This is a genomic window from Candidatus Tumulicola sp. (genome assembly GCA_035601835.1).
Classification (GTDB): Bacteria; Vulcanimicrobiota; Vulcanimicrobiia; order Eremiobacterales; family Eremiobacteraceae; genus DATNNM01.
In genome coordinates this window covers 574,429-597,322 of the sequence record DATNNM010000011.1, presented here as the reverse complement: position 1 = coordinate 597,322, position 22,894 = coordinate 574,429, and the positions used below count along the sequence as shown (strand labels likewise).

Annotated in this window: 24 protein-coding genes; 12 read left to right on the top strand and 12 right to left on the bottom strand. The window is 64.0% G+C overall.

Annotation, left to right across the window (positions count from 1 at the left end; translation table 11 throughout):
* A partial coding sequence (locus VN934_07690) for a hypothetical protein (protein HXM18683.1) occupies positions 1-343 on the top strand: 343 nt, incomplete at its 5' end.
* 69 nt (positions 344-412) lie between these two features.
* Here the strand turns inward: VN934_07690 and VN934_07685 are convergent.
* From VN934_07685 to VN934_07670, 4 genes are all read right to left on the bottom strand, one after another.
* Positions 413-955, bottom strand: coding sequence for a hypothetical protein (locus tag VN934_07685; protein HXM18682.1), 543 nt, complete (start codon positions 953-955; stop codon positions 413-415).
* A gap of 7 nt (positions 956-962) precedes the next feature.
* Positions 963-1,832 (bottom strand): 2-oxoacid:ferredoxin oxidoreductase subunit beta, encoded by an 870-nt coding sequence (locus tag VN934_07680; GenBank protein HXM18681.1) that lies wholly within the window; start codon positions 1,830-1,832, stop codon positions 963-965.
* Positions 1,833-1,835: 3 nt separating this feature from the next.
* A complete protein-coding gene (locus tag VN934_07675) occupies positions 1,836-3,608 on the bottom strand; it encodes a 2-oxoacid:acceptor oxidoreductase subunit alpha (GenBank protein ID HXM18680.1) in 1,773 nt (590 codons plus the stop codon).
* 68 nt (positions 3,609-3,676) lie between these two features.
* A complete protein-coding gene (locus VN934_07670) occupies positions 3,677-4,495 on the bottom strand; it encodes a DUF72 domain-containing protein (protein HXM18679.1) in 819 nt (272 codons plus the stop codon).
* Between the two features lie 59 nt (positions 4,496-4,554).
* On the opposite strand from VN934_07670, the gene VN934_07665 reads away from it, so the two are divergent.
* The 3 genes from VN934_07665 to nth are packed head-to-tail and all read left to right on the top strand — an operon-like array spanning position 4,555 to position 6,885.
* Entirely contained in the window at positions 4,555-5,337 is a 783-nt protein-coding gene (locus VN934_07665; GenBank protein ID HXM18678.1) for a PhzF family phenazine biosynthesis protein, read from the top strand.
* A gap of 25 nt (positions 5,338-5,362) precedes the next feature.
* On the top strand, positions 5,363-6,235 hold the full coding sequence (locus VN934_07660; GenBank protein ID HXM18677.1) for a hypothetical protein: 873 nt from the start codon (positions 5,363-5,365) through the stop codon (positions 6,233-6,235).
* Positions 6,151-6,885 carry an endonuclease III gene (gene nth, locus VN934_07655; GenBank protein HXM18676.1) on the top strand — a complete coding sequence of 245 codons (735 nt, stop codon included), beginning with the start codon at positions 6,151-6,153 and terminating at the stop codon, positions 6,883-6,885. The genes VN934_07660 and nth overlap by 85 nt, the downstream gene beginning before the upstream one ends.
* On the opposite strand, the gene VN934_07650 is transcribed toward nth, so the two are convergent.
* The 5 genes from VN934_07650 to VN934_07630 all read right to left on the bottom strand — a co-directional run bounded on the left by VN934_07650 (position 6,858) and on the right by VN934_07630 (position 10,881).
* Positions 6,858-7,544, bottom strand: a complete 687-nt coding sequence (locus tag VN934_07650; GenBank protein HXM18675.1) for a hypothetical protein — start codon at positions 7,542-7,544, stop codon at positions 6,858-6,860. The two genes, nth and VN934_07650, sit on opposite strands and share 28 nt — an antisense overlap.
* Before the next feature lie 75 nt (positions 7,545-7,619).
* Complete coding sequence (locus tag VN934_07645) at positions 7,620-7,988, bottom strand: DUF4870 domain-containing protein (GenBank protein ID HXM18674.1); 369 nt, start codon at positions 7,986-7,988, stop codon at positions 7,620-7,622.
* Between the two features lie 36 nt (positions 7,989-8,024).
* Positions 8,025-8,426, bottom strand: a complete 402-nt coding sequence (locus VN934_07640) for a DUF4870 domain-containing protein (protein HXM18673.1) — start codon at positions 8,424-8,426, stop codon at positions 8,025-8,027.
* A gap of 42 nt (positions 8,427-8,468) precedes the next feature.
* Positions 8,469-9,734, bottom strand: coding sequence for a geranylgeranyl reductase family protein (locus VN934_07635; GenBank protein HXM18672.1), 1,266 nt, complete (start codon positions 9,732-9,734; stop codon positions 8,469-8,471).
* Positions 9,724-10,881, bottom strand: coding sequence for an aminotransferase class V-fold PLP-dependent enzyme (locus VN934_07630; GenBank protein ID HXM18671.1), 1,158 nt, complete (start codon positions 10,879-10,881; stop codon positions 9,724-9,726). The genes VN934_07635 and VN934_07630 overlap by 11 nt, the downstream gene beginning before the upstream one ends.
* A gap of 73 nt (positions 10,882-10,954) precedes the next feature.
* Between VN934_07630 and VN934_07625 the strand changes: the two genes are divergently transcribed.
* From VN934_07625 to VN934_07610, 4 genes are all read left to right on the top strand, one after another.
* Positions 10,955-11,791 carry a transglutaminase-like domain-containing protein gene (locus VN934_07625; GenBank protein HXM18670.1) on the top strand — a complete coding sequence of 279 codons (837 nt, stop codon included), beginning with the start codon at positions 10,955-10,957 and terminating at the stop codon, positions 11,789-11,791.
* A 19-nt stretch (positions 11,792-11,810) separates the two neighbouring features.
* The gene (locus VN934_07620; protein HXM18669.1) at positions 11,811-13,136 is read left to right on the top strand and encodes an aminopeptidase P N-terminal domain-containing protein; all 1,326 of its coding nucleotides are present in this window, start codon (positions 11,811-11,813) and stop codon (positions 13,134-13,136) included.
* The gene (locus VN934_07615; protein ID HXM18668.1) at positions 13,133-14,305 is read left to right on the top strand and encodes an amidohydrolase; all 1,173 of its coding nucleotides are present in this window, start codon (positions 13,133-13,135) and stop codon (positions 14,303-14,305) included. Before VN934_07620 ends, VN934_07615 begins: the two co-directional genes overlap by 4 nt.
* A 137-nt stretch (positions 14,306-14,442) precedes the next feature.
* The gene (locus VN934_07610) at positions 14,443-15,288 is read left to right on the top strand and encodes a TonB family protein (GenBank protein ID HXM18667.1); all 846 of its coding nucleotides are present in this window, start codon (positions 14,443-14,445) and stop codon (positions 15,286-15,288) included.
* Between the two features lie 93 nt (positions 15,289-15,381).
* On the opposite strand, the gene VN934_07605 is transcribed toward VN934_07610, so the two are convergent.
* The 3 genes from VN934_07605 to trxB all read right to left on the bottom strand — a co-directional run bounded on the left by VN934_07605 (position 15,382) and on the right by trxB (position 20,361).
* Complete coding sequence (locus VN934_07605) at positions 15,382-16,971, bottom strand: tetratricopeptide repeat protein (GenBank protein HXM18666.1); 1,590 nt, start codon at positions 16,969-16,971, stop codon at positions 15,382-15,384.
* The gene (locus tag VN934_07600; GenBank protein ID HXM18665.1) at positions 16,968-19,271 is read right to left on the bottom strand and encodes a hypothetical protein; all 2,304 of its coding nucleotides are present in this window, start codon (positions 19,269-19,271) and stop codon (positions 16,968-16,970) included. The genes VN934_07605 and VN934_07600 overlap by 4 nt, the downstream gene beginning before the upstream one ends.
* A 148-nt stretch (positions 19,272-19,419) precedes the next feature.
* Positions 19,420-20,361: a thioredoxin-disulfide reductase gene (trxB, locus tag VN934_07595; protein ID HXM18664.1), complete on the bottom strand. Its 942-nt coding sequence runs from the start codon at positions 20,359-20,361 to the stop codon at positions 19,420-19,422.
* Between the two features lie 47 nt (positions 20,362-20,408).
* Between trxB and VN934_07590 the strand changes: the two genes are divergently transcribed.
* From VN934_07590 to VN934_07575, 4 genes are all read left to right on the top strand, one after another.
* Positions 20,409-21,413 carry a cysteine synthase A gene (locus VN934_07590; GenBank protein HXM18663.1) on the top strand — a complete coding sequence of 335 codons (1,005 nt, stop codon included), beginning with the start codon at positions 20,409-20,411 and terminating at the stop codon, positions 21,411-21,413.
* Between the two features lie 103 nt (positions 21,414-21,516).
* Positions 21,517-21,876 (top strand): NADH-quinone oxidoreductase subunit A, encoded by a 360-nt coding sequence (locus VN934_07585; GenBank protein HXM18662.1) that lies wholly within the window; start codon positions 21,517-21,519, stop codon positions 21,874-21,876.
* A complete protein-coding gene (locus VN934_07580; GenBank protein ID HXM18661.1) occupies positions 21,873-22,352 on the top strand; it encodes an NADH-quinone oxidoreductase subunit B family protein in 480 nt (159 codons plus the stop codon). Before VN934_07585 ends, VN934_07580 begins: the two co-directional genes overlap by 4 nt.
* Positions 22,345-22,875, top strand: coding sequence for an NADH-quinone oxidoreductase subunit C (locus VN934_07575; GenBank protein ID HXM18660.1), 531 nt, complete (start codon positions 22,345-22,347; stop codon positions 22,873-22,875). The genes VN934_07580 and VN934_07575 overlap by 8 nt, the downstream gene beginning before the upstream one ends.
* Positions 22,876-22,894: the final 19 nt, after the last annotated feature.

Here is a 22,894-nt window from a genome sequence, read left to right as displayed (position 1 = left end):
CTTTCCAGGCGGCGGGGGTTGCAACCCGGAGAGCGTCGCCTTCGACGTCGCCCAGCGGATGTTCGTCGGGTTCCGCGATTCCGGGTGCATCCGGGTTATCAATCCGCCGTTTGGTTGCAGCGGGGCAGGAGGCTTTACGATTTCGGAGCCGGGCAATCTCCTCACGGCAGGATTCCTGATCTTCGACCAGTCGAACAATCTCTACGTGCCCTATGCGGGCGATAAGGGACCCAATAGCGGCGGGCTCGCTGTCTTCATCCCCCCGTATAGCAGTTCCAGCGTACCGATCTTCGTGCTGACGACCGGCCTCAACAACCCGTACGGCATCGCGTTCGGGCGGTAAAGGTCGACCATAGCCCCGGAAAAGCGAGAAACCGCCAAGCTTGGCGGTTTCTCTTCTTGCGCCTAACTGCTAATGCGCGGGTGACGCCTGCGGCGCGACGAGCATCGGCACCGGTCGTAGGGTCAGACCTACGCATACCTGGTACGAGTCGGCGGATTCGAGCGGCGCGGCTTTGTTATACGCGCGCACGATAAAACAGTCGCCGTTCTTCCACGAACCCTTGGCGAAGTTCGCCAGATAAACGCCCCAGTTCGTCGTCGAGCTGGCGCCGCCCGACTTGCGCACGAGGTGGAACTCGTCTTCGTCAAGACACTTGGCGGCGCCGCACGGGCTCTTCGTCCACGTCCAATGCACGAGCAGGTAGCCCAATTTCATCGCGCTTCCGCAAAAATCAACGACGCTTGGGTCTGAACTGAGCTTCGGACAGTCCGCGGGAGTGGAAACAGCGACCAAGTCCGTCGGGCGGCTGATGCCCGTCGCCGCTCCGGGCCCGCCAGTGACGCCGTCGGGGCGGATGGGCACGGGACCTGCGCTAGCGCTGACGGCGCAGATCGCCAACGCGGCGGCGCAAACCAAGAAGCTCATGCTGCGAAGAACCGTCACGCGATTCATGCGTTCCCTACGTCCAAGCGTCTTGGAGCTTCGAGAGGCCCGGGTCGATTTTTTCGATGGGAAGGCGCGCGATCGGTCCTCCATCCTTGAGCATCAGCTCTTCCAGCGTCGGACGGATCTCTTTGTAGAAGACGCCGAGCGGGATCTTGCCCAGCTGGGTCAAGATCTCGAACGCCTTCACGCGGTTTGACGGATCGTAGCCCTCGATGTCGGACAGGTGATACACATTCTCTTTGAACCATTTGTAGGTGTTGACTTTGTTGAACGTGACGCAGGGCGACATCACTTCGACGATGCCGAGACCCGGATGGAGCACCGCCTCTTTGATCAGCTCGACCATCGCCTTGGGTTCGGACGAGAAGCCGCGTGCAAGGAACGTGCCGCCCGCGGCCAGAGCCACGGCCAGGCCGTTGAGCGGTGCATCGGGGTTTCCGCTCGGGCTCGTACCGGAAAGGTAGCCGAGCATGCTCGTCGGTGAGGACTGGCCCTTGGTCAGACCGTACGTCTGGTTGTCCATGACGATGTACGTCATGTTCGGGTTGCGCCGCACCGCGTGCAAGAAATGGCCGGCGCCGATGGCATAGCCGTCGCCGTCACCGCCTGCGACGATCACGGTCAGGTCTTTATTGGCGAGCTTGACCGCCGTAGCGGTCGGCAGCGCGCGGCCGTGCACGCCGTGGAACGCATATGAATGCAGGTAGCCTGAGATCTTACCCGAGCAGCCGATGCCGGAGATGAACGCGACGTCCTTCGGCTGCAGTCCGAGTTCTGCGCAGGCTTGCTTCAGCGCGGCCAGCACGCCGAAATCGCCGCAACCCGCGCACCACCATGAGGGGGTTGCGGTCGCGAAGTCTTTAGGCGTGAGTTGGGTGGCCATTCCTTACGTCCGGACCTTTTCCGGGGCTAAAGCCTCAGGCCTACATTTAGCCTTCACGGCTTCTATGATCTCGATCGGGCGGAACGGGCGGCCGCTGTATTTCAAGACGCGATGCATGTTCGGCAGCGGTCCTGTGACGTATCGGATCAGCCGATCGACTTGGCCGGTCATGTTGTTCTCGACCACGAAAATGTGTCGAGCGCTCGTCACGAACTCTCGCACTTCGTCCTCCGGGAACGGCCACAGCGTGCGCAGTTGCAGGAATCGGGTCGGCATGCCCTCGGAGGCGAGCCGATCCTGCGCCTCGGTGATCGGTCCCCGATTCGACCCGTAGCCGATGAACGCGATCGCGGCCTTCGGATCGCCCAGCACGTTGGCTTTCGGGAGGTCGGGCTTCATCGACTCGAGCTTGTGCATGCGCTTGTCCATGATGCGCACTCGGTTGCGCGCGTCCTCGGTGATGACCCCCATCTCGTTGTGCTCGGAGCCGGGGACCAAGTGCATCCCGCCCTCGACGCCGGGAACCGTTCGCGGCGACACGCCGTCCTCGGTGAACTCGAAGCGCTTGTACTCGCCGAACACCAGGCCGCCGTTCAGGTGCAGCTTGCCGCGATCGACGCTCACCACGCCCAAGTCGAGCCTCGGAATCGTCTCTTTGCTCTGGCACAGCGCCTGCTCGCTGATGATGAACACCGGCAACTGGTATTTCTCAGCCAGGTTGAACGCGCTCACCGTCAGATAAAATGACTCCTCTACGGTGCCCGGCGCGAGCACGACTTTCGGGATCTCGCCGTGTCCGGAGAATATCAGGTGATTGAGATTGCTCTGCTCGGTCTTCGTCGGCATTCCCGTCGACGGCCCGGCACGCGCGCACTCGACGACGACGATCGGCGTCTCGGTGACGCCGGCCAGACCTATGCCTTCCGTCATCAGCGCTTGACCCGGTCCTGAAGTCGCCGTCATCGCGCGTACGCCGGCGTACGCGGCGCCGATGGTCATGTTGATCGCGGCAAGCTCGTCCTCGGCTTGCACCACCACGCCGCCATACTTTGGCGCGAACTTCGCCATCCACTCGAGGATGTCGGTCGCCGGCGTGATCGGGTAGCCCGCCATGAAACGGCAGCCGGCGACGAGCGCGCCATAGCCGATGGCGTCGTTGCCCATCAGGATGAGGCGCTGGCCATCGGGCTTTGCCCGCAGTCCATAGCCGCTCGGCCGCGGATGGTTCTCCTTGATGACCTTCTCGCCGGCCTCCACCGCCGCGATGTTCTGCCCGACGATCTTCTCGCCTTTGCGCTCGTACTGGCGCGTGACGAGTTGACGCACGATCGAAGGGTCCATGCCGACGAGTTGTCCGAGCACGCCGAGCGAGATCGTGTTGCGCACGAGTTCGAGGCCCAGCTGCTCTTTCGCGATCTTCGCGAGCGGCGCTTCGTAGAAATAGACGTCGCTGCGACGCACGTCGTCGGTCAACTGCTCGTCCGTGTTGTCGAAGATGACAAAACCGCCCGGTCGCATCTCTTCGATGTGTTTTTGGACGCACTCGAGGTCGAACGCGACCATCGCGTCGACGAAGTCCGCGAGACCGTAATGCGGATGCTCGCCCGCCCGGATCACGTAGTTGGTGTGGCCGCCGCGGATGCGCGACGGGAAATCCTTGAACGTGTAGACGTCCAGGCCCATGCGTTTGAAGACCGTTGCGATCAGATCGCCGGTCGTCAGGCTGCCGTCGCCGGCTTGGCCGCCGAAAAGGACCTCGATGTCGTTGACGATCACGAGAGGTGGTCCGCCTTTGTCATGAGCACGTCCGTACTCAATTAAAGAACGTGTGTTTGCTTCCTCCCTTAGAGCAGGCGGGGTGCGGTCGTCTCGGGCGGGAGCGGCTCACCCAGGCGCGCGAGCAGATCGCGGATCGTGGCGGGAGCATAGCCTTCGTAGTCGTTGCTCACGAACGCGAAAACGTCGGCGAGTTTCGCGCGCAGCGATCGGATGAGCGGCGCCCAGGCGGCGAGCGAAGCGCCGCGATCGAACTGCTTCCGATTGTACTGCGCGAATTCGGTGTCGCCCATGAAGCGCAAGTAGATGAAGTCCGCCGGCGGATCGCTCACATGCCTTTCGATGATCTTCGTGGTCAAGGGCATGGGAGAGTGTTCGCTCTCGGCCGCCGCGAGCGCGAAGCCGCACGCTCGCGCAAACGCGAACAACTGCTCATCATACCAGCCTTGGTCGCGCAGCTCGAGCGCGAACCTGATGTCGTCGGGAAGTTGCGACTCCAGAAACTCGAAGAGCGTGCGGCGATTGCCGGGCGTCGGGCCGAAATCCGGCGGGCATTGGATGAGGATGGGGCCCAGTTTCGGTCCGAGCAGCCGCGCGCGTTCGAGGAACACGGCGAACAGCGAGTCGGCTTCACGAAAGCGCAATTGGTGGGTGACTCGGCGTGGCACTTTCATCGCAAAACGGAAGTCGTCCGGCGTGCGCCCGCGCCATTCTTCCACCGACGTCGCACGAGGCATGCCATAAAAGGTCGCGTCGACCGCCACGGCGTTGAAGACCCGCGCGTATTCGGTGAGCATGTCCTTGGGCTTCACGCCTTCGGAGTAGAACACGCCGGCCCAGTCTTTGCACTGCCAGCTCTCGCCGCCGATCCACAAGCGCGCGCTCATCGCGTCATCATTGACTCCAAAGGTCGGGGGCCGGGCTTCACGCGAAGCCCGAAAACATCATGAGGATTCCCATTTATCAAATCGATGCCTTCACCGGCAAGGTGTTCGGCGGCAATCCCGCTGCCGTGTGTCCGCTGCCGGCATGGATCGATGCCGCGCTCATGCAGTCGATCGCGGCGGAGAACAATCTGGCGGAAACCGCATTCATCGTCCGCGACGGCGACGACTACCAGCTGCGCTGGTTCACGCCGACCGTCGAAATGGACTTGTGCGGTCACGCCACCCTGGCGAGCGGGTTTCTGATCTTCAAGAAACTCGAGCCGCGGCGAACGCGCGTGACCTTTCATTCGAAGAGCGGTCCGTTGTATGTCAGCGTGGATCGCGAGCTCTTGTCGTTGGATTTTCCTTCCTGGCCGGCGCATGCTGCGGACCCACCCGCTGCTTTGCGCGCGGCGCTCGGCGGGTCGCCCCTTGAATTCCTACAAGCGAGGGATTGGCTTGTCGTGTATGAATCCGAGTCCGCGGTGCGCGCGCTCGAGCCCAATTTCCGCGACCTGGCGAAGGCCGAGGGCGGGAGCGGCGTCATCGCTACCGCCGCGGGATCTAACAGCGATTTCGTCTCTCGTTTCTTCGCGCCGGCGCACGGCATCGATGAGGATCCGGTGACGGGCTCGGCGCATTGCACGCTGACGCCGTATTGGTCCAAACGCTTGAACAAGGCGTCTCTGCGCGCGCTGCAGATCTCGCAGCGCGGCGGAGAGCTGTTCTGCCAGGACCGCGGTGATCGCGTGACTATCAGCGGTCGCGCGTCTCTATACCTTGAGGGCGAGATCAGCGTCTAGCATCGCCGCGCTTCAACGGAGCGTCTTGCGCTGGTACCGAGGGCACCGGCGCGATCTGCCATGGCGTCAAACGCGCGATCCGTATGAGATTCTTGTGTCCGAAGTGATGCTGCAGCAGACGCAGGTCGATCGCGTGATTCCGAAATTCCGCCTGTTCCTCAAACGCTTCCCGACGTTGCGCGCTCTCGCGCGAGCGCGCCTTGGCGAAGTGTTGCGGATATGGGTCGGTCTCGGCTACAACAGCCGAGCGCGACGCTTGTGGGACTGCTCGCGTGCGGTCGAGCGTGACTGGAACGGGCGCTTGCCCTCGCGCGAGTTGGATCTTCGTGGCCTTCCAGGTCTGGGGCGTTACAGCGCGAGCGCCGTCGCTTGTTTTGCGTTCGGCGCGCGCGTGCCGGTCGTCGACACCAACGTGAGGCGCGTCCTCGGGCGCGCGCTGCTCCGGCGCGATGACGTCTCGATGAAGGCGGCGTGGCGCGTCGCGGCGCAGGCGCTGCCGCGGGATGCCGCGTCGTGGAGCCAGGCTTTGATGGACATCGGGTCGCTGTTTTGTCGCGCCGTGCCGCGCTGCGAGGCGTGTCCGGCGCGGCGCGCATGCGCGTGGGCGGCGAAGCCGCCGCAACCAACCGGTTCGCGTCCGGGGCTAAAGCCCCGGCACTACAAAGCGGCGCGCGAACGTGGCACTCAACCGTTCGAGGGGTCGCGGAGGCAACAGCGCGGACGCGTGATCGCTTCGCTTGCGTCCGTTCCTGGCCTCAGTTTGATCCAGCTTGGCCCGCAGGTAAAGCTTGACTACTGCGAAAGCGACCTGCCGTGGCTTCGCGACCTGCTGCGCGATCTGGCGCGCGACGGACTCGTCGTGCTCGACCGAAAAGAAACCCGCGCGCGCTTGCCCTGACTCCCAAGCAGCGCCGCGCCGCGATCCTGGAACGGCTCCGCGAGCACTACGCCGGCGCCGAAACCGCGCTTGACTTCGGCGACACGTTCCAACTGCTGGTGTCCGTGATCTTTTCGGCTCAATGCACGGATGCGCGCGTCAACATGGTGACGCCTGCGCTGTTCGCCGCTTATCCAAGCGCGGAGGCGATGGCGGCCGCCGAGCCCGCGGACATCGAGCCTTACATCAAGACGTGCGGCCTCTTCACCACCAAGGCCAAGAACATCGTGCGCGCCAGTCGGCAGATCGTCGAACAGCATGCAGGCCGCGTTCCGCACACGATGGAGGAGCTGATCGCGCTGCCTGGCGTCGGCCGAAAAACGGCAAACGTCGTGCTGGCGGTAGGCTTCGCTCAGGACGCCATCGCCGTCGACACGCATGTGTTCCGCGTCGCCAATCGGCTCGGTTTGGTGCGAGCCAAGACGCCGCGTGAGGCCGAGCTGCAGTTGATGGACGTGGTCCCAAAAAGCGAATGGTCGCGCGCCCATCACTGGCTCATCCACCACGGCCGGGAGATATGCCACGCGAGGAAGCCTGCATGCGCGCGGTGCTTCCTCGCTGACCTGTGCCCGAGCGCGAAGCGCTATCTCAAGGATGGCTCTCGCAGCTGATTAGTCACGATCTCGGTAGTGCTGTCGGGTACGCAATCAGTAACAGTTTCGTTGGAGCCCGAGAAGTTCTCGGCGAGCACAGCTATTTGCCCCGAACTGCCGCCGATCGCGGACAAGGGGACCCCGTACGAAACGGTGCCTCCTGAACCGCTAACACTGGCCTCACCGACCTGGACGAACCCGGGTACCGTGACGATTGGGAAGTTGCCATCGGCGAGCCGGCCCCCAGTGATGCTCTCGCCGGCCGACACCACAAAGTCGATGCCCGCCCACGGGCCGCAACCGCCCAAGTTTGTGCTCAATCCAGTTGCCGGATTGCTGTCCGAGTTGAAGTAGATAAGGGTGCCGAGTTGCGTATTGCTATTGCCGCTCGTTCCGGCCGGTACCAGCGATGAGAAAGCGTTTGACTGATCGTAGGTCACAGTGACGGTGATCTGCGTGTACGTGCTGCCGATGCCCGTACGCGACGTTGAGACGTTGGAGATGTCCCAGGTCGTCGGAACGCCGGTCGGCTCGGGTCCTGGATCGGTGGCGGCCGTCGACGAGGTGACCGGCGGCGGTCCCCCCGGCGTTCCTGGACTGCCGGAACTCGTGCAAGCAGCAAAGGCCGCGCTGGATATCGCCAGCACAACTGCGAGGATCAGGATTCGTGTGCCCATGTCGGCTCCTTTTTTTGCCCCAAATACGAGTATACCCAGAAGGAACGCGACTGGAACCGCCTTTGTTGCGAGCGGCTAGGTGATAAAGCGGATCGTCAACGGGTAGCGGTACGGCATACCTTCAGCGGCCTTGACGCAGGCGATGATCACCAGGATGAAATCGAACGCGAGCAGGCCGATCAGGATGGGAATGCCGATGAGCACAAAGCACAGCACCAGCGCGACAAGGCCGTAGATGGTCATGGAGAGCTGGAAGTTCAACGCTTCCTTGCCTTGGTCGTTCACCAATGGGAAATCGTCTTTCTTGATGAGCCAAACGACCAATGGGCCGAAGATGTGAGCGAACGGGATGCCCGTGATGCCCGCGAGCGCGGCGAGGTGGCAGGCCATCGCCCACGTCCGCTCTTGTGGCGTGGTCGTCATGGAAGCGGTTTTTTCGATCATGTCAATAGTACCCGGGACGGATGACGAAGTTTCAGACTAGCGTAGGAACCGGATGGTGAGCGGGTAGCGGTACGGCTCGCCGCGGTTGGCCGCCAGTGCGGCCAGCACCATGAACACGAATACTGCCACGTAGGCGATAAAGAACGTGAGCAGCGGAGCGAGCGGGAACAAGAGTGGGATGAACCACAGCGGCGGGGCGGCACCCGAAGACAGCCCGTGCGCGACGATGCCCGCGAGAATGGCGAAGAACGCGGCAAACCAGCCGATGAAGGCCAACGCCGCATAGAGCAGCAGCGAGAGGTGGAAGTTGAGCGATTCTTTGGCGTGCAGCGCGATGAACGGGTCGTCGTCCTTCTTCAATAAATACACGGTAAGCGGAGCGAGGATGCCGCCTAACGGTGTTGCGAGCACGATAAAGGGCGCAAGATGGGCGATCATCGCCCAGAGCCTCGCGTCCTTGCTGGGGCTCTCGATCATGCTCTAGTTCGACTCGGCGGCCTGGCGCGCGCGCCGCGACGTGAAGAACAAAGGATTGAAGAGCGCTTTCATGACGATCGAGCGCAGCACCCGGCGCCGGTCGAGCGTGCCGAGGCCATAGCCGATCGAGCGGCTTGCGTAGTACTCACTCTCTCCCGCGCGCCGCACGATGAGATCGAGCAACTGCGGACTTTTGGCCAAATTTTTGAGCAGCCGGCCCGACGAAAGATAGCCGCCGGCCGCGGCCTTCCATTCGCGTTCGTGCGAACTGAGCGCGGCGCGAGAAACATCGCCGTGCGCCAGACCGCTCAAGGCGGCGCGCGCGGCGCTTCGGCCGGATACGAGCGCGGTATAGATGCCTTCGCCGGTGAGCGGATCCACCAGCGACGCTGCATCGCCTACCAGCATCGCGCCGTCGAACACGCTGCGTCTGCCCGCGCTCGAAATGGGCAGCGGCCAGCCGATCGTGCGGCCGGCGAGCCGGGCATCGCGGCAGCGCGCGGCGACGCCGGGCGTGTGGGTCATGAATTCATCGAGCAGCTCGCGCAGCTTCTTTTTCGAGCGCCGCAGTTCGCCCATGTAGATGCCGACGCCGATATTCGCGCTGCGTTCGCCGGTCGGGAATATCCAGCCGTAGCCGGGCAGCGTCTGCCGATCGTAGTAAAAAAGTTCCAAGTCATCGCCGAGGCCCGCCACGTTCTCGTAGTAGCCGCGCAGCGCGAAGCCGAGATGAGCCGGGGGGTTCTCCTTCAATCCCAGCGAGCGCGCAACGGTCGAATGCGCGCCGTCGGCGCCGATCACGACCTTGCAGGCGATGCGTTCGACGCCGTTGCCGTCGCTGGCTTCGACCGCGACCACCTTGCCGTTTTTGCGGACCACCGACGTCACGAGCGTGCCCTCGCGCAGGGCCGCACCCGCGCGCGCCGCCGAGCGCGCAAGCGTTTCGTCGAGGATCATGCGCGGCACGACCCAACACTCGACGCGTTCGCCGCGCTCGTTCGCAGGCGGCTGCGCCCGGAAGGTCCCTCCGCTCGGCCCGCCGATGCGCCCGCCGAACGTGCGGACTCCGCGGCCCTCGAAGGCATCGAAGGTCACGCCCAAGTCGGCGAGGATGTCGACCGCGTGCGCGGTCACGCCGTCGCCGCAGCTCTTGTCGCGCGGAAAGCGCGCGCGTTCGAGCACCAGCACATCGGCGCCGGCGCGCGCGAGCCAGTGCGCGGCCGCTGATCCTCCGGGGCCTGCGCCGACGACGACGACGTCAGCGGCCATTGCGGATGTTCCGGATCTCCTCGAACACCGCGGCGACCTCCTCGCGGCTGTTATAGAAGTGCGGTGCGATGCGGATGCCGGCGGCCGGGCGATAGTCCACGAGGAATTTACGGCGGATCAGCTCTTCGCTCGCTTGACGCGCGTTCGGAAAGTCAACCGTGATGTGCCCGCCGCGCCGGGCGGCGTCGCGCGGCGAATTGAGCGTCAGGCCATCCTCGAGCGCGCGCGCCGCCGCGAACGCGGTGAGCTCCATGCTGCGCCGGCGGATCGCGCCGACTTCGATCTCGCTGATGATCTCCAGTCCGCTGATCGCCGCGTAGAGCGCGGGAACATTCGAGGTGCCGCCGGCGAAACGCCACACGTCGTCGGCGAACTCCATGCCGCGCATGTCGAAATCGAACGGCCGCTTGTGCGCGAACCAACCCACCATGGCGGGTTTCAGCCTTTGATAGAGTTCGGGCTTGACCCACAAGAACGCCGCCCCCGGACCGCCGCACAGCCATTTCAGGCAGCCGCCCACGCACGCGTCGACATCCAAACCGCGCACGTCGATCGGCACCGTGCCGATGGACTGGTACACGTCCAAGAACACGAGAGCACCGCAGCGATGCGCCTTTTCGACGATCGGAGCGATGTCTTGGATGTGGCTCGAGCGGAACAAGACGTGCGAGATGGGCACGGCGAGCGTCGTGTCGTCGATGGCGTCGCAGACGGCTTGCGCGTCGACCGCGATGCCGTCGCGGCTGCGCACCATCTCTATGCGTGCGCCGTTTCTCCGTTGCGCTTCCCAATTATAGTGGATCGTCGGGAACTCAAGCGCCGAGTAGACGACTTTGTTGCGCTTGCCGGAAAAATCCAAGCACGATATGAGGATCGATTCGACGATCGACACGTTTTGAAGGATGGTCACCTCGCCGGGCGACGCGTTGATGAGCCTGCCGATGAGGTCGCCGACGCGCGTGACCATCGGCATCCACTCTTCCCATGCGATCACGCCGCGCTGCGCCCACGAGTCCGCGTACTCGTTGAGACGCTCCCGCGTGCGCGCCGGCATGGCGCCCAGCGAATTGCTGATGAGATACGTGCATGTCGAGAGAATGGGGAAGTCCGACCGGCGAGCGAGCAGGGCGTCAGCGTCGAGGCGCATGTTTTGTCGTTTCTTTTCGGTCGCTGAAAGCACCCGCTAGGGGCGGCGTCGCAGCGCCGAGAACAGGTGCGGCGTGAAGGCGCTTAGGCCGGCTCAACTTTTCGCCAACCTCGTGCGCGCAAGCGACGGGGCCGGCATAGACGTGCCGCTCGATCGCGCATGTCTTTTATCGTGCGCCGTGTTCGATTCTTCGGTCGATCCTGCGCTGTACTGCGCGAGACTTGATGACCTCGCAGCGGAGGCGCTTGCCGCAGCGGAAGGCGCACACCCCTACGCTCTCATCGGCGCTGTGTTGGATACGCTCTTCGACAAGCATGGTTTTCGCGGCAACGATGCGGGTTACTCCGATCCCGGGAACAGTCTTTTGTCCAGCGTCATCGAGACGCGAGTCGGCATCCCGATAACGCTTTCCATCGTGTTGATGGAGGTCGCGCGGCGCGTGGGCCTGACGCTGGACGGCGTCGGCCTGCCGGGGCACTTCATCGTGCGCTTCCCGGATGAGACGAGCCAGTTGTTCATCGATCCGTTCGACGGCGGGCGGATCTTGGACGTGCACGCGTGCGTGGCGCTCTTCGACAAGCTCTACCGCGGACGGCTCACCTGGCGCGAAGAGTATTTGCGGCCCGTCTCGCATCGGACGATCCTCAAGCGCGTTTTGTTGAATCTCAAAAACGCCTTGAGCCAAGGCAAGAACTATGTAGCCGCGTTGGCGGCCATCGAGCTGCAGTTGGCCGTGGATCCCGACGACCCCACGGAACTGCGCGACCGCGGCATTCTTTTCGCCCGCCTGCATCGCTACGACCGCGCGATCGCCGATCTTGAAGCATACCTGCGGCGCTTGCCCGACGCCGGTGACGGCGACCATATCCGCAGCACCGTGCAGTATCTGCGCCAGGCTCGCGGGCTGTAACGCCGAAGGGAGCACTCGTATGACCGAATTCGAACGGCGGCGCGCCGCATTCAGCAAGGCCATCGGAGATGCGGTCGCGGTGTTCCCAGCGGCGCCTGGAGCGGTGCGGAGCAATGATTCTGCTTACCCGTACCGGGCGGACAGCGACCTCTACTATTTGACGGGCTTCACCGAGCCGGACTGCGTGCTGGTGCTTGCGCCATCCCATCCTGAGACCAAGTCGATCATGTTCGTGCAGCAGCGCGATCGCGAACTCGAAGTCTGGACTGGGCATCGGCTGGGCGTCGAGCAGGCCCAAAAGACGCTTGGCGTGGACATCGCATATCCCATGACGGAACTTGACGAGCGGCTCCCCAAGCTGCTCGACACTTCCGACACGCTCTACTATGCGCTCGGCGGCAACGAGAGATTCAACCGCCGCATCGTGGAACACGTGCGGACCGCGCGCTTTGCACGCCGGCGCGCCGACAAGGCCGCGACCAGCATCCTCGATCCGTCGGCGGTCCTGCACGAGATGCGCGTCAGGAAGAGTCCCGCGGAGATCGCGGGGTTGCACCGCACGACAGAGATCTCAGCAGCCGGACATCTTGCCGCGATGCGCCACTCGCGTCCGGGCATGCACGAGTACGAAGTCGAAGCGATCGTCGAGTACGTCTTCACCACGCGCGGGGCGCAGGCCGCATACCCATCGATCGTCGCCGGAGGCAACAACGCCACCGTCCTCCACTATGACACGAATCGGGATAGGATCGCGGACGATGCGCTCGTGCTCATCGATGCGGGCGCCGAGCTCGACTGTTATTGCGGCGACATCACGCGTACCTGGCCGATGTCGGGTCGATTCACAAGCGAGCAGCGCGCCGTGTACGACATCGTCTTGGAAGCGCAACGGCAGGCGCTGGCGTTGTGCCGGCCAGGCGTGAGGTACAACACCGACGTCAACGACGCGGCGCAGCGCGTGATGATCGAAGGCTTGCGCGAGCTCGGCTTGCTCAAGGGCTCGCATGCGGAGATACTCGAGAAGGGATCGCACAAGCCGTTCCTGCCGCATCGCGTCGGACACTTCATCGGTTTGGATACCCACGACGTCGGCTTCTACCGGTCCGGCGGCGACTGGCGTCCGCTCGAGTCCGGCATGGTCATCACGATCGAGCCCGGCTTGTACATCGCCGAAGACCTCGACGTCGATGCTCGGTTCAAAGGCATCGGCGTGCGCATCGAGGATGACGTGCTCATCACCGACGGCGGTCATGAGATCCTTGGCGACGGTCTGCCGAAACTCGCCGCGGACATCGAGCGCACGATCGCCGAAGGACGCGAATCGAAAGAGCCGCTGTTCGCGTGAGCGCTACGGCGCTCGACAGCGTCCTCGCAGACGTCGTTCGCTGGCGCCGCGAGATCCATCGGCATCCCGAACTCGGGTTTGCGGAAGTGCGCACGAGCGCGCTGGTGGAGCGCGAGCTGCAAGCCGCCGGCATCGCCGTGAAGCGCGTTGCGAAAACAGGCGTGCTTGGGCTGCTGCAGGGCGCGAAGCCGGGCAAGACGATCGCGCTCCGAGCCGACATGGACGCGTTGCCGCTTGACGAGCACAGCGGCGAGCCGTTTTCGTCCGAAGTCAGCGGCGCGATGCACGCGTGCGGTCACGACGCGCACACAGCCATGCTGCTCGGCGCGGCGGTCTCGCTTGCAGCCCAGCGCGCGGACCTGGCCGGCACCATAAAGTTCTTCTTTCAGCCTGCTGAGGAAGGCCCGGGCGGCGCCAAACCCATGATCGAAGCGGGCGTGATGGATTCGCCGAAGGTCGACGCGGTGGCGATGCTGCACGTCTCTCCGTTGGAGCCAAGCGGCACGCTTGGGCTGCGACGCGGAATGGTATCGGCTTCCTGCGATGATTTCGAGATCGCGATCCGCGGGCGCGGCGGACACGGCGCGCATCCGCACGTCGCAGTGGACACCATTCCGATCGCCGCCGAGATCGTCGGCGCGCTCCAGCGCATCGCCAGCCGCGAGATCGATCCGCTCGCCTCGGTTGTGGTCTCCGTCGGCGTCATCAAGGGCGGCTACCGGCGAAACATCGTCGCGGACGAGACCGTGCTGCAGGGGACGATCCGCTGTCTCGACGAGTCCATTCGCGCCACCATTCCGGAGCGCGTCGAGCGCATGGTGCGCGGGATCTGCGAAGCGCATCGTGCGTCCTATGCGATGGACGTCGAATACGGCTACCCCGGCGTCCTCAACGATCCGGCACTGGTCGACGTCGTCGAAACAATTTTGCGCGAGCGACTTGGCAAAGGCGTGGTCCAGCACATAAAGGCTCCCACGATGGGCGCAGAAGATTTCGCCTATTTCGCCCAGGCCGCGCCCGGGTGCTACATCCGGCTCGGCGTGGCTCCTCCCGGAGTCTCCAATCCCGCCATGCTGCACTCGCCGGAATTCCGCCTCGATGAGGCGGCGATGCCCGTTGGGGTGGGCGCCCTGCTCGCCTTGGCCCAAGAGCTTCCAACCCGCCTGTAACGTCCTGCCCTCCGGCCGGGTCTAAACGTATGAGGGACCGCGGACGATACCTCATAGAGAAGGGTGATGCGGCGCACACGCGCCCATGCCGCGCCGCTAAGGTTTCGGACCCTGCCCTCATTGGAGGTCTTCCTCACGTGAGCTACCTACCCGACGGTTCCATGCGCCGGAGTCTTAAGGCTCGCCGCAAGGACCAGCCCGCCACCAAACGACGCAATACCATATTGGGCATCGTTGCGATCGTCGTCGTGGTCGCGGCCGTGGCATGGGGTCTTTTCGCCCAAGCTTCTTCGACAGCGGGTTCCGCCGGCTGGCATCAAGTGCAGGCCGATCAAAAGGCCTCCGTTGCGATGCGCATCGCCAGCGTCATCCACCCGATCGCACCGAAACCAAAACCGACTCCCTCGGCGCCCACGCAGTCACCCACGCCGTCACCGACGCCAACCGCAAAACCGACGTCGACGCCGACCCCGGCGCCCCAGAAGACGGACGCCGCTGCGCTCTACGCGGCGGCGGCGGCCGGGGCAGCCGCGGCGTACCAGAAGAGGATCAAGAAAATCGCAGCGGCGCTCAAGGCCTCGCGCAAGCCCGCAACCGTCGCGCTGGCCGGTAACACCAGCACGATCGATGCCGGGACCAACCGCAACACGGTTACGCCGCCGGTTGCGACGCCGGCGCCCACACCCACGCCTGCCACGGAAGTGTACGCTCCGCAAGTCGTGGTGGATGCGCGCTTCGTGCGCCAAGTGCAGCCGGAATATCCTGATTTAGCCCGGGAGCAGAACCTGTCCGGAACGGCGATCGTGCTTGTGACGGTCGGGCCGAAGGGCAACGTGTTGTCCACGCGCGTCGAGAAGTCGGCGGGCGGCATCTTGGATGGCGCTGCGTTGGCAGCGGCGCGTCAGAGCACATTCCAGCCGCCGAAGATCGACGGCAAGCCCGCCACCGAGACATATCGGATCGTCTATACGTTCTCGCAGTAAGACTCGCTATGCGGGTCTAGTGCCTGGAAAGAGGCGGTCGATGAATCGACCGCCTCTTTTTCTATGCGCGTCAGCTTGTGTGGAGCGGGATCTTTAGGACTTGCTCGCGACCTCGGGACCGCGAAATCTTGTGAGCAGTTGCGAGCGGCGCAAGATCAGCTGCGGCTCCGGCACGGTCTTCGCCATTCTGGTCAGCGTCTCGAGCGCGGCGGTCGCGCTCCCGGCGGCGACTTGCGCGTCCGCGAGCCGGATGCACGCGGCGACCGCATCGCTATTCCGCTTCAAGCCCAGGTTGGCGTTCATCAGGATCGTCAGCGCAGTGATGTCCTCACCGTGTTTGAGCACGCGTTCGCACGCTTGCGCTGCCTCCTCGAGGCTGCCGTCCGCGAAAAGTTGCTGCGCTTTTCGCAACGCGAACGTCGCCAGCGCTTTGTTTGGCGCCGCGGTTTTTCCAGTCGGCGCCACTGCCGGCGAAATGCGTTCGGGCGTTTCCTCGACGCTCGCTGCGACGGGCTCGGCAGTGACGACAGGCGGTTGCGGCGGAGCGGGAACTGGTTTGGGCTCTGGCATGGGAGCCGGCGGAACTTGAACTTTTTCGGGCGCGACCGGAGCGGCGGCGGCCGCAGGCGCGGGGGTCACTGGCCGTGCTTGCGTCGTCGGCGTCGCTTCAGCGATTTCGTGAACGGCGACATCGGGCTCGATCAACTCGCCTTGTGAAGCCTCGACCATATCGGGCTGCGGTGGTTCGACAACGGCGGGCTCCGGAACGGCACGTGCCACCGGGATCGGCGGGGCCGGAGCGGGGGTGGCAGGCGCGGGGCGGGCAGCCTCAGCGGGAGGGAGCGTGCCGATAAGCGCTTCTACTTCTTTGAGATACGAAGGGCCAAGCGCGGCCAAGCCGCGGCGAGCCGCTTGGTCTTTCTTGTCCAATTCCAATATCTTTGCGTACAAGTCCGCCAAGATGCGCTCACGCTCTTGGCGCCATTCCGGCTTGCGCGTTTGATCGCGGCGAATCACAACGCCGATGTGATCCAGGGAAGCGCATTGCGTTCTCAGCACATCGGCTGGGATCAGGGTGAAAGACGCGAGCGCGTCGTCGACGCCGTCCGCATGGAGGTCGAGAAAGCGCATCGCGTGCTCGGCCGCCTGGCGATACTCGCTTCGAGCGACGAACAGTTCGATGCCGTGGCGCAGATGTTCAATCGCCTCGTCGATGCGTCCGAGAGCCGCATACAGGTCGGCCAGGCGCACAGCGATCTCGCCGTCCTTGGGTTCGAGCTTCCTACAATACCGGTATTCCTCGATCGCGTCCGCCGCGTAACCCGCATTCCTGAGCGCGTCGGCATTCGCGCGCCGAATCACCACGACGTCGGGGAACTCAAGCGACAGGTCCTCTAGTATCTCCAAGCTGTCTTCGGTCGGCGATGCGAGGCGCGACAGCTCCGCGAATTTCATCGCCACCCGCGGCCGCTCCGGTCCAAGGGGATTCTTGTCGACGCGCGCGAGGAAGCCGTGCTTTTTCTCTACCGCCAGCAAGAGCTGGCCGAGCATCTCTACGCCTGTCGCATGGCGCTGCTCTTGAGCGAACGCCTCGGCGGCGGCCATGTACGCGGGCACTGACGCGCGCAGGCCTTCTTTCGCAGCGACCGCGATCGCTTGCTCGAGTTTCTTGTTGGCGCTCACTTCTTGGCGGATCCCCTTGATGGAGCTGCTTTAGGTGCCGCCCCAGCTTCCATCTTCGCGCGCACGGTCGCGACGCGCGCCGTGACGTCGCGATAGCTCGGAGCCGTGGTCGCGATCTCCTCAAGCGCCCACAGCGCCAATTCGAGCGATTCCGCATCGCCCCGGCTCTCATAGGCCCCGCCCATGTTGTAGAGCGCTTCGTGGTATTGCGCCTCCGGATAACCGGACGCTTCCAGCGCCTTTGAATAGCGCTGCACGGCGTCGTCGATCTTGCCCATCTTCTGTAGGCAGCGTCCGATCCCGACTTGCGCCAGCACCGCGAACTCCTTTTCGTTCTCCACCGACTCGAAGAGCTTCAGCGCGTCATCGGCCTTGTTGGCGCCCAGCAGCGCGAGGGCGCGATTGTAGCGGCCCTGCGGCGTTTTTTCGTCCGCCGGACGGGCGGCTGCGGGAACTTCTGTCTTGGCCGCTTTTTCAGCCGGCTTGGCTTCCGGGACTCCGTTGGGGTGCGCGGATTGGGCGGGCTGGGCGGGCTGCTCCTTGGGCTGCTTTTGGGTTTTTGAAGCCTCTGCGATCGCCGCAGCGAGGCCCGCTTCCAACTTCGCGATATCCGAATCGGGCGCCGCGACTGCGCGCGCGCCGAGCAGTCCTTCCATCTGCGCCAGAGCCTCTTCGGTCTTTTGGCGCCGGTCGACCAGTGCGGCGGCCAACTGGCGCAGGTGCGCGCACATGGCGTCGACGTTCTTTTGCAGCGCGAGCGCGCTTGCCAGGCTCGACTCGATCTCCGCGACGGTCCCCGCGACCACCAAAGCGTCCGCGGCGATGGATTTGCCCTGCTCGATAGCCTCTTTGACCTGACGCTCGGACGCGTCCACTTGCCCGCGGGCAGCGTCCGCGCGCGTCTTTGCTTCCTTGAGCGCCGCTGCGGCGAGGTTTGCCTCGCTCATCGTTTGATCGAAGCGAGCCTGCATCTCTTGCAGCACTTTTTCGGCCGCTTCGGTTTCGGTTCGCATGCCGGAGAAGCGCGTGGCCGCGTCGGCGAGGTCTTTTTCGACCGTGGCGGCGTCGGCTTTCGCTTTGTCCGCGCGCTGCCTGACGGCTTCGGCATCGGCTTGGAGCTGACCAATGGTTTGGCCGACGGCACCCGCCTGCGTTTGCGCCTCTTCGACGCTCTCGAGCAAGATCGTCAGCGATTCCAAACCGGATCGCGTGCGTGCGAGTTTGCCGACCAGGGCTGTCAGCGCGTTTTCTTCGGCCGCGCGCGCTTTGGTGACGATCTCCACCTGCTGTTTCAGACTTGCGAGATCGTCCTCCGCACGTTTGCGTTCAGCGCTGGCAGCTTCTAGCGCCTCTTGCGCGGTCTTGAGCTGATCCTCGATTGTGGCGCGCTTCTTGTACGCCTGGGCGACGGCGGAGGTGACTTGCGCGAGTTCGGCCGTCGCTTTGGACTGTTGCTCGATGACGGCGAAATCGGGCGGCAGCATCGTGCCGTCGGCGGCGTCGGCTGCGCCCTCTTCCGGCACGGCAGCGGTACCCGCCATCGTTCCTGCCTGTGGCTTTGCGACGGGTAGCGGCTGCGCCGCGGGCTGTTTGCTCGCTTCCGGATCGGCTCGCTCCATCTCGAGCGCCAACTGGCGCGCCTTCGCGTTGCCCGGATCGATCGAGAGGATTTCTTGAGCGCAGCGGTAGGCCGCCGCGTACTCCATGACCTTCTTCGCTGAGTCGGCGCCCTGCATGTAGTACGCGATGGCCTCTGTGGCCATATGTTTCGCGGCGTACAGCGCACCGAGATGCGTCAGCGCTCCGACGTGGGTCTTGTCGCGTTCGACGATGCGCTTGAACGTGAGAATAGCTTGATCGATCTGCCCATCGCCCTCATACACCCGGCCCGCTTCGAACAGCGCGGGAGCGAATGTGTAGTTCGATTTCCGAAGCACGTCGGCAAATCGCTCGAGTCCTTCGGCTTTGTTGCCTGCGGCGATCTCAACGCGGCCCAGCTCGAACAGCGGCTCATAACTCTTCTCGTCGACCATGCCCGCGGCTTCGAAGCTCTCGCGCGCGAGATCCACGTCGCCTTCCTCCAAACCGCGGCGGCCGGCCTTGAGGAACCACGCGAATGACTCTTGCTCGAGTCCGACGTTAACCGCCATTTTCGCGGCTTCGTAGACCTGCGCAGGCGCGGCTTCGTGACGCCCTGCGACCTGACGAAGCAGAGGCACAGCGCCCGCTGCGTTGCCTTTTTGCACTTCATTTCGCGCTTGCGCGATCGCTTGAGAAGCAGCTTGGTCAGGCTTGCTCATGGTACGGCCCATCGTTTACATTCGGCTCCTGAAATAGTAACGGCAGTCACAGACGACAGAGGGCGACTCTGGTTTCGCCGGGTCGCGCCCTCACAAAATGGTTCCTTAATATGTATCGGCCACCAGCGCGGCCAGTTAATGGGACGCTCTACCTTGCTGCGACGGGGGCCGCTTCGTGCGCCTCGAGGTATTTCTCGGCGTCCATGGCTGCGCGGCAGCCGAGTCCTGCCGCAGTCACCGCTTGGCGATAGCGCCGGTCCTGAACGTCTCCTGCGACGAAAACGCCCGGCACGCTCGTATGCACGCCATCGGGTGAAACGATGTAGCCCTTCTGATCGAGCTCGATCTGTCCCGCAAACAGCGACGTTATCGGTTCGTGGCCGATCGCGACGAACACGGCCCCGCAGGCACGGCTGGCGATCTCGTTGGTCTCAAGGTTGCGCAGGCGCACGCTTGAGACCGTGCGCTCGCCGATGATATCTTCTACCGCAGAATTCCACACGAACGCGATCTTCGGGTTGGCGAACGCGCGCTGCTGCATGATCTTCGACGCGCGCAGCGTCGCGCGCCGGTGGACGATCGTCACCGTCGTGCCGAAACGCGTCAGGAAGAGCGCGTCCTCGATCGCGGTGTCGCCGCCGCCGACGACGAAGATATCCTTTCCTTTGAAGAACGCGCCGTCGCAGGTGGCGCAGCTCGACACGCCGCGCCCGCGCAAGCGCGTCTCGTTAGCGAGCCCGAGCCATTTCGCCGACGCGCCGGTCGCGATGATGATGACATGCGCGCGATGCTCTTCGTCGTGGACCCAAACGCCGAACGGTGCGGATTGAAGATCGACGCGCGTCACGTCCTCGTTGTGGATCGCCGCCCCGAAACGCTCCGCTTGCGCGCGGAACTTGTCCATGAGTTCGGGGCCGAGAATGCCTTCAGGGAAGCCGGGGTAATTCTCGACGTCGGTGGTCAGCATGAGCTGTCCGCCGAACGTGCCCCCCGCGAATACCAGCGGCGCCAAGTTGGCTCGCGCCGCATAAATGGCGGCCGTCAGGCCCGCCGGACCCGAGCCGATGATGATGATTTTTCGCGCTTGCATGTTCAGCGCAGGTATTCCGCAACTGCGATGTGTAGCCTTTCGCTCCTATGCCGCGCGATATCTTACGAGTCGACCTTTTCGACGCCATCGGCGACACGCCGCTCATCCGATTGCCGGCACTGTCGCGCCACGTCGGTCGGAATATCTTGGGAAAAGCCGAACATCTGAATCCCGGCGGTTCGGTGAAGGACCGCGCGGCGAAGTTCATCATCGAAGATGCGGAGCGAAGCGGGCGGCTCGTTCCGGGCGGCGTGATCGTTGAAGGCACCGCGGGCAACACCGGCATTGCGCTGGCGCTCTTGGGCAATGCGCGTGGCTACTCCAGCATCATCGTCGTGCCTGACGATCAATCGCAGGAGAAAATCGATCTGCTGCGCGCCTCCGGCGCGGACGTCCGCGTGGTTCCCACGGTGCCGTTCACAGACGACAACAACTACTATCATGAGGCGCGGCGCATCGCGCAATCCACGCCGGGCGCTATTTGGGCCGATCAGTTCAACAACGTGGCGAACCGCCGCGGTCACTACGAAACGACCGGACCCGAGATATGGGCTGCGGCGGGAGGCTCGCTCGACGCGTTTGTGGCTGCGGCAGGCACCGGCGGAACTTTTGCCGGCGTTTCAACATTCTTGAAGGAACGCAACGGGCGCGTGCGCTGCGTGCTGGCCGACCCGATGGGATCGTCGCTCTTCAACTATGTCAAGCACGGCAATCTCGACGTCGAGGGCGACTCGGTGGCTGAGGGCATCGGCATCAAACGCATCACCGCGAACTTCAAAGGTGCACCGGTGGACGATGCGGTTCGCGTCGACGATCAGGCGATGATCGAGATGGTGCATTTCTTGCTGCGGACCGAAGGGCTGCTCGTGGGCGGGTCGTCGGGGATCAACGTGGTAGCGGCAGCGCGCGTGGCGCGCGATCTCCCGCCGGGCAGCAGCGTTGCGACGATACTATGCGACAGCGGCACCCGCTATATGTCTCGGCTCTTCTCAGCGCGGTGGCTGGCCGAGAACAAGCTCACCCCGCGCTGCAAGGACCTGAGCTTTTTGTAGTCTGCCGCACAGGGGAGTCAGCGCATGCTGGCAGAATAGAAAGTTTGGGAAAAATTTCACAAACTCGCCGGCGGGCGCACTGACTTCGTAAAGAGAGCGCATCTTGCCATCATCACCGTGGATCCCCGTCGCGATCTTCTTCGGCGTGGCCATCGTGGTCGCCAGCCTCATCGCGATCGTCCCCGGCATCTTCACCAAGAAACGCCCGACGAAGGAAAAACTGGAGGCATACGAATGCGGCGTGCCTCCGACGTCGGCGATGCTCGGACGCTTCCCGGTCCGCTTCTATCTCGTGGCGATGCTGTTCGTCGTCTTCGACGTCGAGGCCGCGTCGTTCTATCCCTGGGCGGTCTCGCTCAAGGCGCTGGGCTTGTTCGGTCTCTTGGAAATGGTCGCGTTTATCGTCGTGCTCGGCATCGGCTATGCCTACGTCTGGAAGAAAGGCGGCTTCTCGTGGAGATGAGCCCACAACAACCTTTCATCACGACGAAGCTCGACGACTTCATCCATTGGGCGGAGGCCTCGGCGATTTGGCCCATGACCATGGGCTTGGCATGCTGCGCGATCGAGATGATGAGCATCGTCTCGCCTCGCTACGACACGTCGCGCTTCGGCGCCGAAGTCTTCCGCTCGTCGCCGCGCCAGAGCGACCTCATGATCGTGTCCGGTCGCGTCGCCAACAAGATGGCGCCGATCCTGCGGCGGCTCTACGACCAGATGCCCGACCCCAAGTGGGTCATCTCGATGGGCGCGTGCGCGTCTTCGGGCGGCGTGTTCGACAATTACGCGATCCTTCCGGGCGTGGACACGATCTTGCCGGTCGACGTCTACGTGCCCGGCTGTCCGCCGAGTCCGGATGCGCTGATCTACGCGTTGATGCAATTGCGCCGTCAGATCCAAGCCGGCGGCAAGTCGAGGGTGCTCGCAGCCAATGGCTGAAGGCGCAGCGCCCCGAGCGGACACGAGCGCGCTCCTTCCCCAAATCACTCAGGCGCTCGGCGCAAATCTGCTGGAAGCGGTCTCCGAACAGGATATGGACGAGATTGCCATCCTGCCCGCTGGGCTTCTGCCGGCGGTCGAAGTCCTGCGCCGCGACGGCTTCGATCTTCTACTCGACATCGGCGCCACCGATCACCATCCGCTGACGCCGCGCTTTGAGATCTCCTACCACTTCCTGAAAGTCCGGCAAGCCACGCGCTATCGACTGCGCGTGTTTCCTGACGACCTCAACCCGGTCATACCGACGCTCACCGCGCTGTGGCCCAATGCCGACTGGGCGGAGCGCGAAGTTTGGGATCTCTTCGGCGTGCGCTTCGACGGGCACCCGAACCTCGTGCGCATCCTGATGCCGGATGACTGGAAAGGCCATCCGCTGCGCAAAGATTATCCGTTGCGCGGCCTCGAGCGGCGTTTCAATCCCGGCGGCCGGATGGGCGAAGTGCCTCCCGTGATCACCAAATGAGCGCGACCGATCTTTCCGT

Coding starts and splice junctions, on each gene's coding strand:
- VN934_07645 (HXM18674.1), bottom strand. CDS start 7,988: ATGATCGAAAAAACCGCTTCCATGACGACCACGCCACAAGAGCGGACG.
- VN934_07590 (HXM18663.1), top strand. CDS start 20,409: ATGCCGCGCGATATCTTACGAGTCGACCTTTTCGACGCCATCGGCGAC.
- VN934_07575 (HXM18660.1), top strand. CDS start 22,345: ATGGCTGAAGGCGCAGCGCCCCGAGCGGACACGAGCGCGCTCCTTCCC.
- VN934_07580 (HXM18661.1), top strand. CDS start 21,873: ATGAGCCCACAACAACCTTTCATCACGACGAAGCTCGACGACTTCATC.
- VN934_07685 (HXM18682.1), bottom strand. CDS start 955: ATGAATCGCGTGACGGTTCTTCGCAGCATGAGCTTCTTGGTTTGCGCC.
- VN934_07600 (HXM18665.1), bottom strand. CDS start 19,271: ATGAGCAAGCCTGACCAAGCTGCTTCTCAAGCGATCGCGCAAGCGCGA.
- VN934_07680 (HXM18681.1), bottom strand. CDS start 1,832: ATGGCCACCCAACTCACGCCTAAAGACTTCGCGACCGCAACCCCCTCA.
- VN934_07670 (HXM18679.1), bottom strand. CDS start 4,495: ATGAGCGCGCGCTTGTGGATCGGCGGCGAGAGCTGGCAGTGCAAAGAC.
- VN934_07640 (HXM18673.1), bottom strand. CDS start 8,426: ATGATCGCCCATCTTGCGCCCTTTATCGTGCTCGCAACACCGTTAGGC.
- trxB (HXM18664.1), bottom strand. CDS start 20,361: ATGCAAGCGCGAAAAATCATCATCATCGGCTCGGGTCCGGCGGGCCTG.
- VN934_07630 (HXM18671.1), bottom strand. CDS start 10,881: ATGCGCCTCGACGCTGACGCCCTGCTCGCTCGCCGGTCGGACTTCCCC.
- VN934_07620 (HXM18669.1), top strand. CDS start 11,811: ATGACCGAATTCGAACGGCGGCGCGCCGCATTCAGCAAGGCCATCGGA.
- VN934_07635 (HXM18672.1), bottom strand. CDS start 9,734: ATGGCCGCTGACGTCGTCGTCGTCGGCGCAGGCCCCGGAGGATCAGCG.
- VN934_07665 (HXM18678.1), top strand. CDS start 4,555: ATGAGGATTCCCATTTATCAAATCGATGCCTTCACCGGCAAGGTGTTC.
- VN934_07650 (HXM18675.1), bottom strand. CDS start 7,544: ATGGGCACACGAATCCTGATCCTCGCAGTTGTGCTGGCGATATCCAGC.